This is a genomic window from Acinetobacter sp. 24-47-67, from assembly GCF_056779735.1.
The window spans coordinates 1-532 of the sequence record NZ_JBWYIK010000029.1; the positions used below are offsets into that span (position 1 = coordinate 1).

The 532-nt window shown below is 52.4% G+C and carries 1 protein-coding gene; it reads left to right on the plus strand.

Annotated elements, in window-relative coordinates; genetic code table 11:
- The coding region (locus tag AC1M9K_RS14505) for a type VI secretion system Vgr family protein (RefSeq protein WP_481589639.1) at positions 1–532 on the plus strand (532 nt) is incomplete at both ends.

A 532-nucleotide genomic window follows, 5' to 3' on the forward strand; every position in this document is an offset into this window, starting at 1 on the left:
CGGTGCCGGCAGTAACAACAACGACACCGATTCAGCTTGGGTCGATGTACTGACCCCATGGGCAGGCGAAGGCTATGGTGCACGCTTCCTTCCTCGAATCAATGAAATCGTAGTTATCGACTTCTTTGACGGCAACATCGACCGTCCCTTTGTGGTGGGCCGCCTACATGAAGCCCAACGCAGCCCAACCCGATTTGACAGTCAAGGCCAACTGCCGGACACCAAAAAACTCGCAGGGATTAAAAGTAAAGAAGTCCAAGGCGAAGGCTATGGACAACTCCGCTTTGATGACACCACAGGACAAATCTCCACCCAACTGCAAAACACCCACGGGGCGAGCCAACTCAACCTAGGGAATCTCAGTCATCCCAAAGCAACCGCAGAAAGTGAAGGACGAGGCGAAGGCTTCGAACTCAGAACTGACCAATGGGGTGCAGTACGAGCAGGCGAAGGCATACTCATCTCCACCTACAAACAAGAACAAGCCAAAGCAAACCATCTCGATGCAAGCGAAGCCAAACAACAACTCGAA